Genomic DNA, 8430 nt, shown 5'->3' on the forward strand with positions numbered 1-8430 from the left:
AAGGGAATCCCTAGAGTCCACACCGCCTAGACCAGCGATTCCATAAAGCCGGCTCATGGAGGCGCTCGTCCGGTATCGTCATTCCGGGGCGATGCGAAGCATCGAACCCGGAATCTCGAGATTCCGGGTTCGCTGCGCGCCCCGGAATGACGACATCAGACGGTTCGCGTCAGCGATGATCAACGTTGCTGCGGCAGGTTGACCTCGCTCCTTCGCGCCTCCTGGCTGCGGCGCTCGGCTTCGCCGCCCGATCGGGACAGCATGCCGATCGCGACGATCGCCGCGGCCAAGCCGGCGGCGGCGCCGACGCCGAGTGCCCAGCGCGGGCCGAGGTGATCGGCGACCCAGCCGACGATCGGTGCGCCGATCGGCGTGCCGCCGAGCGCAACGCCGAGCCGCAGCGCCATCACCCGTCCGCGCATCGCGGGCTCGGTCGAGAGCTGCATCAGCGCGTTCGAGGTGTTGGTGACGGTCAGTGCGGCGACGCCGATCACGACCAGCGCCGCGGCGAACAGCCAATAGCTCGGCGCCAACGCGGCGAGCGTGCAGCCCAGCCCGAAGATCGCGGCGCCCAGCATCAGCGAGCCGAAGCGCGGCTCCTCGCGGCTCGCGGCCAGCAGCGCGCCCGACATCGTTCCGAGCGCCATCATCGACGACAGCAGGCCGAAGCCGCGCGCATCGGTGTGGAACACGCCAACCGCCATGGTGGAAATGAAGATCGGAAAGTTCAGTCCGAAGGTCCCGATCAGGAACAGCATGATCAGCGTCGCCCTGAGATCGGGCCGGGACCAGACATAGTGGAAGCCCTGCATTACGCTACCCTTGGTGCGATGGGCGCGCGCGTTCGGGCGCAGCTCGGAGGTGCGCAGCAGGGTCAGCGAGGTCAGCACCGCCAGGAACGATGCGCCGTTGAACAGGAATGCCCAGCCGGTACCGACGGAGGCGATAATGAGGCCGGCGACGGCAGGGCCGATCATGCGCGCGGCGTTGAACGAGGTCGAGTTCAGCGCGATTGCATTCGACAGATTGGTATCGCTGACCAGCTCGGCGACGAAGGTCTGCCGCACCGGGGCATCGAGCGCCGCCGCGCAGCCGAACAGGAACGCGAAGGTGTAGACGTGCCAGAGCTGCACCAGGCCGGTGACGGTGAGAATGCCGAGGATGAGTGCCAGCGCGCCCATCGTCGCCTGGGTCGCCATCAGCAGCTTGCGCTGGTTGAAATGGTCGGCGGCAAAGCCGGTCCACGGCATCAACAATAGTTGTGGCCCGAATTGCAGCGCCATCACGATGCCGACGGCGGACGCGCTGTGATTTGTCAGCTGGGTGAGAACCAGCCAGTCCTGCGCCGCGCGCTGCATCCAGGTGCCGATGTTGGACACCAGCGCGCCGGCCGCCCAGACCCGGTAGTTGAAGCTCGCAAGCGATCGAAAGACGCGTCTCATGTTCTCTGAGGTTCATTCCCGCCGTGAAACCGCCCGAACCGCCGCGCCAGGAACAGGCCGATCAGAAGACCGCCGAGACCGAGCGCTGCGACGTCGCTGGTGGTTCGCAAGCCGAAGTCGCCGACGCGGCAGACCAGCAGATATCCAACCGCGAGGTTGAAGAAGCCCCACACGATGTTGACGGTCGACGAGGACAGGCCTTCGCCGGGCGGCTTGGCGAACGGGCTCTGGAACGCTTCGCCCATCATGCCGGCGACGACGTGGGGGATCGCATTGGTGAGAAAGGCGCCGCCGAAGAAATAGGCGACGAGGTCAAGCCAGTTCATGCGCGTTGGTCCTTTCAACGAGATCGATGATCGCCTGCGTCGAGCCGGTCTCGCCGAGCCGCGGGAACACGTGTTCGATGCTGTAGGCATGCGCGTGCGGCCGCGCGTCGGTCATGGCGTCGATCGCGAGCGTGACGTTGAAGCCCGCTTCATAGGCCTGTCTCGCCGTCGATTCGACGCCGCCGGCGGTGGCGACGCCGGCGATCACGACTTGCGTGACGCCGCGCGCTCTCAGCAGGCCTTCGAGGTCGGTGCTGGCAAATGCGCCTCGCGTTCGCTTGGTCACGACGATGTCGCTGGGCTGTCGGTCGAGCTCCGGAATGAGATCGGTCCATCCGTCGGGAAGCGGGCCGCCGAATGGATTTCCTTGGCGCGGCGCCTGCTCGGTTCGTCCCGGCGAGCTGCCGTCGACATTGACCAGCGCGACCGGCAGACCGCGCCGTCGGAACGCAGCGCCAAGCGCGGTGGCGCGAGCCACGATGTCGCCGATCGGATGGGCGAAGGGCCAGTTCATGAGGCCGCCTTGTAGATCGATGACGATCAATGCGGTGATCGGATCGAGCGTCGTCAGGGCCATGGTCGTTACCTTTCTCGCAAGCTGTCGCGGCGCAGCCCGCCTCAATCCTCGACCAGCCGCTTCAGCAAGCCGACGGCGGCGGCGAGTTCGTCCTGTTCCCGCGCCGACAGCCGCGCGGCGATGGTGCGCGACAGCCAGTCCTGCCGCGCCGCGCGGCCGGTGCGCAGCCGTTCGCGGCAGCTATCGGTGAGCGACATGATGGTCTGCCGGCCGTCGTCCGGATCCGGCGCGCCGCGGACCAGGCCCGCGGCCTCGAGCGCCGAAATCGCCGAGCTCATCGACTGCGGACGCATGCCCTCCGATCGCGCCAGGCTGGACACGGTCGCGGGGCCGTCCTTTTCGAGGCGAAGCAGCACCGCGACCTGGGAAGGCGGGAGGTCCTCGCGCTGACCCTGCTCGCGAAGCCGCCGCTTCAGCGTTCCAATCAACAGGCGAAGATCTTCGGCCAGCGCGGATGTGCGCGCCGAGCCGGGGCGGACCGGTACATTGCTCATGCCGGATCGGATAGCATATATGAAGGTAAACTGTAAAGATTATCTTCGCAGTTAATCTGCATACGTGTCCCGCTGCAGCGAGCCGGCTGGTCTGACGCTCTTCGCAGCCGGAATCGGCGCGGCCGTGACAGCGTCCGCGCGCGCGTGACTCCGGCCAAGCCTCGGCGGAGAAATGAAATGGATGGTGAGGGCTTCGAGCGCCTCAGCGCAATGGCGCGTTCACTCGGGCGCAGCGTCGCTGCTTGCCGCGGCCTCGTACATCTCGCGCGCGCGCCTGGTCACGGCGCGCTATGCGGCCGTCGCGCTGAGGCTCATCAGGCCGGCGCGCACCAGTCCGAGAATGGCGCGTCGGGAGTGGAACGGTCCGGTTTTGCTCGCGGCATATCCGCGCGGATAGAGCTGCAGGCGGCCGGCGAGCGCTTCCTGCAATGCCATCTTCTGGGTTGCGCTCAGGCGCCGGCGCCGCGCAGGCTTGTTTGCTTCCGCCAGCATGCGCAGCTCGATGCCCGACGGTTTGCGTGGTGCGCCCTTCATTGTCAGCTCACATTCCGGCCGACTGGCGCGACCTTCCGCGAGGCCCGGCGCCCGGCCGGCATCGCCATGGACGCCGGCATTTGGCACATCATGGCTTGCGCTGTTGCTCATTCCTGAGACAGAACCGCATTTCGAGCAGCCGCGGCATCTGACGAAGGTCAGGACCGGTTGTGACGAAAGTCATATTCGTTTGCGACCGCTGCCGGCTTACGCCAGAGTGGGCTGCTCGCTGAGCTGATGGGCAACGCATGATCGATCTGAGCGCGGATTTGCTTGCGGCCGCAGAAGCCGACGTCATCGGTCTCGCCGTCATCGGCGCCGATCGAAGCATGCAGCGGAAGATCGGCCGGCTGGTCGAGTGGCTTCCCGCAACCGGCGTCGACTGCTGCGAGTGCGTGTTGCTGGTCGGCATGGAAGCCGAGTTGGCGGCGCTTGCCAGCGGCCAGCGGGACATGATCGCGCTGGCCGGTGTGCGCGGCGCGTCGCCTGACATCACGCAGCCGATGACGGCGGTCGTGCTGTGGAACGGCGCGCGGTCGCATTACTTCGTCATCGCCATGCCGGATTTTGCCGGCCGCCAGGTCGAAACGCTGCTCGGCAGTGAGCGCCGCGCCCGGCGCCTGATGGAGCAGCAGCTCGAGGCGGCGAGCGCGGAGGTGCGCTTTGCCTCGCTGGCGCGAACGCGGCTGCGGCTGGCGCGCGATCTGCACGATACGCTGGTGCACTCGATCGTGGCGCTGCTGACCCAGATACGGCTGATCCGGCATTATTTGTCGGCCGATCCCGCTCGTGTGGCGGACAGCCTTGCGACAGCTGAAGATGCGGCCGCGAGCGGCCTTTCGCGTGCCCGCGAAGCCATCGATCGCCTGCGCACGCCCGACGACCTGAAGCTCGATCCCGATGTCGAGGGGCTGCTGAGCGACTTTGCCGCACGCAGCGGCGTCAGGGTGTCGATCCAGATCGACGAAGCGGCGCGCCCCGGCCTGCGCGATTGCGGCTTGACGGTTCAGCGCATTCTCAGCGAGGCACTGCGCAATGTTCAGACGCACGCGCAGGCGCGCCGAGTCTCCTTTCACGCCTTCGACGAACCGGCCGCGGTCGGCCGCAAGCTGATTGTCGAGATCCGCGATGACGGCCGCGGCTTCGATCCCGCGGTCCCGACGCCAGGACATTTCGGATTGATTGGCATGGCCGAATTTGCTGAACTTGTCGGCGGCAGCTGTGCGGTGGAGAGCGCGCCCGGGCAGGGAACGCTGGTCCGGATCTCGCTCCCCGTGGCGGTGCCGCCGGCGGTATCCGCCGGCGTGCTGGCCGATTGAATTCGTTGCCGCGCATGCAACGCGTTTTCGAGAGGATGACGGAAAGCCCGTGAGCAGAATTGAGAAGATACGGGTGCTGATCGCCGAGGATCAGACGCTGATCAGGGAAGGTATCGCGACGCTGCTCGCCCAGCAGAACGATGATTTCGAGATCCTTCCCGGCGCGGCCGATGGCGAGCAGGCCATCGAATTCGCGCGGCGCTATCGGCCGGACGTCATCTTGATGGATCTGCAGATGCCGCGGGTCGACGGCATCGCCGCGACCCAGCGGATTCTCCGCGAATTGCCGCAGACCCATATCGTGGTGCTGACGACGTTCGAGACCAACGACCTGATCTTCGAGGCGGTGAGCGCAGGCGCCAAGGCGTATCTCTTGAAGGACGCCAGGATGGAGGAGATCGCCTCGACGATCCGCGCGGTCATCAACGGCCAGTCCGGGCTTTCGCCCGGCGTCGCCGCGCGCATCCTCGACGAGTTCAAGCGGCTGCGCGGCCCGCGCGTCTCGGCGAAGCTGCCGGTTCGCGACGGGCTGACGGCGCGAGAGAATGAAATTCTTACGCTGATCGTCGAGGGCAAGAGCAACACCGAGATCGGCGAGCAGCTGCATTTGGCGGAAGGAACCGTGAAGAACTATGTCAGCACGATTCTGGAGAAATGCCAGGTCAAGAACCGTACAGAACTCGCAATAAAGGCAATAACTTACTAGAAATAATTGGCCGCGATCGCACAACCAAGCGGTTGATCCGGCTGAGATTGCTCGCCTTTCTCTGGGCCGCGCCGGCAAAATTGGCTATAGGGTTGTTTCGGATTTGCTTTTTGACAGGGCAGGTCCGGATTGCGCAGCTATGAGTAAGCGGGAAATGACCATGAAGGGTATCGAGCGCCAGACCAAGGATACGGATGTTCCGGCAGCCGGCAACGGCGCGGACGCCGCGGCGCATGGCATGGCGGCGATCGATCAGGTCCGCGACCTGCTGTTCGGCGGCGCGCAACGTTCGCTCGAGACCAACCTCTCGGGTCTGCGCGAGGAGATGCAGGCATCGCTCAAGCAGATGCAGGCGGACTTCACCAACGAACTCACCGCGCTTTCTGCGCGGCTCTCCGACCTCGAGCGGGATACCGAGCAGAAGCGGCTCGACTCGCTGAAGGATGTCGGCGCGGCGATCACCCAGCTCGGCTCGGTCATCAGCGGATTGGGATCCGGCCGCACGGGCAAATAGCATGGCAGCTGCTGCCGGCCAGAACCGCGAGATCGAGCAGCTCAAGACATTGCTGTTTCAGCCCGAGGCGACGCGCCTGACGTCGCTGGAGGCCGATCTCGACTCGCTGCAGCGCTACGTCGGCAACGCCGACCGCCTGGAGACGGCAACCGCGGGCATCCTGGTCGAGGCGCTGGAGCGCGCCGAGGTCAACCGGCCGCGCGAGCTCGCCAGCGCGATTGCGCCGGTCGTGGTCTCGGCGATCCGCAGCGAGATCAAGAACTCGCGCGAGCAGATGATCGAGGCGCTCTATCCGATCGTCGGCCGGCTGGTCAGCGCCGCGGTGGCGAATTCGTTCAGGGAGCTGGTTGCCTCGCTCGAGCAGCGCATCAATGCATTGACCTCCGCGCAATTGTGGGTCGGCCGCGTCAAGTCGCTGGTGACGGGACGCCCGATCAGCGAATTCGTGCTCGCCGATCAGCCGCCGCAGATCAACCGGCTCCTGATCATCGAACGCGGCAATGGCCGCCTGATCGCAGACTGGAAGCGCGCTGCGACCGCCGACGAACGCGCCGACCTGCTCAGCGCGATGGTCGCGGCGATCCTGGAATTCTCGGTGCAGGCGCTCGCCGGCGAAGGCAATCTGCAGACGCTCGATTTCGGCGGACGGCAGCTCGCGCTGCGCGCCTCGCCCCGCTTCATCCTGGCGGCGGAGTGCCTGGGACCGCTGCGGCCCGCCGACAACGCCAGGATCAACTCGCTGTTCTTCGATGCGATCGAGCGCATCGACCGCGGCGCGGATTGCGACGGGCCGATGCTGGCGTCGCTGGCGGCCGCGATCGAGACCGACGATACGCCACGGCGGATCGCGAGCCGGCGCGGCAAGGTGATCCTGTTCGCCTTGCTCGCGGCAATGGCCGCGCTGTTGCTCTGGCTTGCCGCGACATCGGCGACGCGCGGCCTGTTGGAGCGGCGGACCCAAGCGGCGCTGGTACAGCTCGCCGCAAAGCAGCCGTTGCTGGCCTCGTTCCCGCTGCGGCTCGACTTCGATCACGGCAGCCGAAGTGTGGCCGTTTCAGGCATCGAGCCGAGCCAGCTGGAGACCGCGCCCTTGATCGATGCGCTCGCTGCGGCCGCGGCACCGTACAAGATCGTCAACCACATCGGTCTGGTGTCCGCACCGGAGCAAATGGCGGCATCGCAGGCCGGCATCGCGGGCCTGCAGCAGAGCCTGACGCGCCTGCAGGCGAGCCTCGACCAGATGCGCGAGGCGATCGGTGCGCAGGCGAAGTCGGGCGAGGAGAAATATGCCGCCCTGAGCGAGCAATATGACAAGCTCGGCGAGCAGTACGCCAAATTGGGCGAGCAGTATTCGAAGCTGCAAGCCGTCGCCGACGGCCCGGCGGCGCGGCTCGACCGCTTCATCGCCACGACCGCGATCTTCTTCGTCAACAATGCCGACGAGTTCCTCGACAATGACCAGGCCGAGCAGCAGCTGCGCGAGCTCGCCGGACTAATGGCGAACAACGATCTCAGGCTGCGCATCGTCGGCTATGCCGATCAGAGCGGCACGGAAGGCACCAACCGGACGCTGGCGCGCAAGCGGGCCGAGCAGGTCCAGCGCAGGCTGACCGCGCTGGGGGTCGATCCGTCACGGCTGATTTTGGTTTCCCGCGCGGCGACGATGCCGATCACCGACCGGCTCGACGCCACCGTCGGGGGCAACCGCCGCGTGGCGTTCGAGACGGTCTATCGAGGCGAAGTGGCCCGCTGATGCTCACCGCGAAAGTCATGCTGCTCGGCGATATGGGGGTCGGCAAGACGTCGATCCTCTATCGGCTGATCTACAACCGGTTCGAGGGCCAGTACAAATCGACGCTGGGCGTCGAGATCCTGAGCCACGACGTGGCGCCGGCGGATGGCGGCGATCCGATGCGCCTCGTGCTGTGGGACACCGACGGCGATTTCGGCACGCAGATCTTCGACACGGTCTATGTCACCGGCGCATCCGCCGCCATCATCGTGTCCGATGTCACGCGGCCGCAGACGGTGACCCGCATGGTCGAATTGGTGCGCGGCTTCGAGGAGCGCTTCCCCGGCCGGCCCTACCGGGCGCTGCTGAACAAGATCGACCTGCCGGAAGCCGCGGGCAGCGCGGGCGCGATTGCCGGGCTTGCGAAGTCGAGCGTCAAGTCGGTCAGCGCCAAGACCGGCGTCGGCATTGCCGAGAGCTTTGTCGAACTCGCCCAGACCATCCGCCGCCGCCAGCTCTAGCTCGAATAGCGATCGCGATGACGCTGCACCCCCTCTCCCCGTTCTTACGGGCAGAGGGTTGGGGTGAGGGGCCGTCTCCACAAATGCGGTGATAGCGGCGTTTGCGGAGACTCCCCCTCACCCGCAACGCATCTAACGATGCGTTGCGACCTCTCCCCGCACGCGGGGCGAGGTGATCCTGAGCGCTAGCCCGCGATACCGAACGCATGTCTGTGTCAGCCGTCCCGACTTCTCGGGGCTGGCGAATCGGGCCGGGACGGCTGAC

The 8430-nt window shown here is 66.3% G+C and carries 10 protein-coding genes; 5 read left to right on the forward strand and 5 right to left on the reverse strand.

What is annotated here, in order from left to right; genetic code table 11:
• Positions 1 to 179: 179 nt before the first annotated feature.
• The 5 genes from AKL29_RS14270 to AKL29_RS44810 form a co-directional block, all read right to left on the reverse strand.
• Positions 180 to 1442 (reverse strand): MFS transporter, encoded by a 1263-nt coding sequence (locus tag AKL29_RS14270; RefSeq protein WP_050384642.1) that lies wholly within the window; start codon positions 1440 to 1442, stop codon positions 180 to 182.
• A complete protein-coding gene (locus AKL29_RS14275; protein WP_016848133.1) occupies positions 1439 to 1768 on the reverse strand; it encodes a hypothetical protein in 330 nt (109 codons plus the stop codon). Before AKL29_RS14275 ends, AKL29_RS14270 begins: the two co-directional genes overlap by 4 nt.
• Entirely contained in the window at positions 1755 to 2345 is a 591-nt protein-coding gene (locus AKL29_RS14280) for an isochorismatase family protein (protein WP_028335915.1), read from the reverse strand. The genes AKL29_RS14275 and AKL29_RS14280 overlap by 14 nt, the downstream gene beginning before the upstream one ends.
• A 41-nt stretch (positions 2346 to 2386) precedes the next feature.
• Positions 2387 to 2839: a MarR family winged helix-turn-helix transcriptional regulator gene (locus tag AKL29_RS14285; protein ID WP_028335914.1), complete on the reverse strand. Its 453-nt coding sequence runs from the start codon at positions 2837 to 2839 to the stop codon at positions 2387 to 2389.
• 288 nt (positions 2840 to 3127) lie between these two features.
• On the reverse strand, positions 3128 to 3373 hold the full coding sequence (locus AKL29_RS44810) for a hypothetical protein (RefSeq protein WP_244482027.1): 246 nt from the start codon (positions 3371 to 3373) through the stop codon (positions 3128 to 3130).
• 248 nt (positions 3374 to 3621) lie between these two features.
• Here AKL29_RS44810 and AKL29_RS14295 point away from each other — a divergent pair, with 248 nt between their 5' ends.
• From AKL29_RS14295 to AKL29_RS14315, 5 genes are all read left to right on the forward strand, one after another.
• Positions 3622 to 4692: a sensor histidine kinase gene (locus AKL29_RS14295; RefSeq protein WP_050384643.1), complete on the forward strand. Its 1071-nt coding sequence runs from the start codon at positions 3622 to 3624 to the stop codon at positions 4690 to 4692.
• Between the two features lie 49 nt (positions 4693 to 4741).
• On the forward strand, positions 4742 to 5398 hold the full coding sequence (locus tag AKL29_RS14300; protein ID WP_028335911.1) for a response regulator transcription factor: 657 nt from the start codon (positions 4742 to 4744) through the stop codon (positions 5396 to 5398).
• A 160-nt stretch (positions 5399 to 5558) separates the two neighbouring features.
• Positions 5559 to 5912, forward strand: coding sequence for a hypothetical protein (locus tag AKL29_RS14305; RefSeq protein ID WP_244482029.1), 354 nt, complete (start codon positions 5559 to 5561; stop codon positions 5910 to 5912).
• A 1-nt stretch (position 5913) separates the two neighbouring features.
• Positions 5914 to 7665 (forward strand): OmpA family protein, encoded by a 1752-nt coding sequence (locus tag AKL29_RS14310; protein ID WP_050384645.1) that lies wholly within the window; start codon positions 5914 to 5916, stop codon positions 7663 to 7665.
• The gene (locus AKL29_RS14315; RefSeq protein ID WP_050384646.1) at positions 7665 to 8165 is read left to right on the forward strand and encodes a Rab family GTPase; all 501 of its coding nucleotides are present in this window, start codon (positions 7665 to 7667) and stop codon (positions 8163 to 8165) included. The genes AKL29_RS14310 and AKL29_RS14315 overlap by 1 nt, the downstream gene beginning before the upstream one ends.
• Positions 8166 to 8430 lie beyond the last annotated feature (265 nt).

Origin of the sequence: Bradyrhizobium pachyrhizi (assembly GCF_001189245.1) — a bacterium.
Classification (GTDB): Bacteria; Pseudomonadota; Alphaproteobacteria; order Rhizobiales; family Xanthobacteraceae; genus Bradyrhizobium; species Bradyrhizobium pachyrhizi.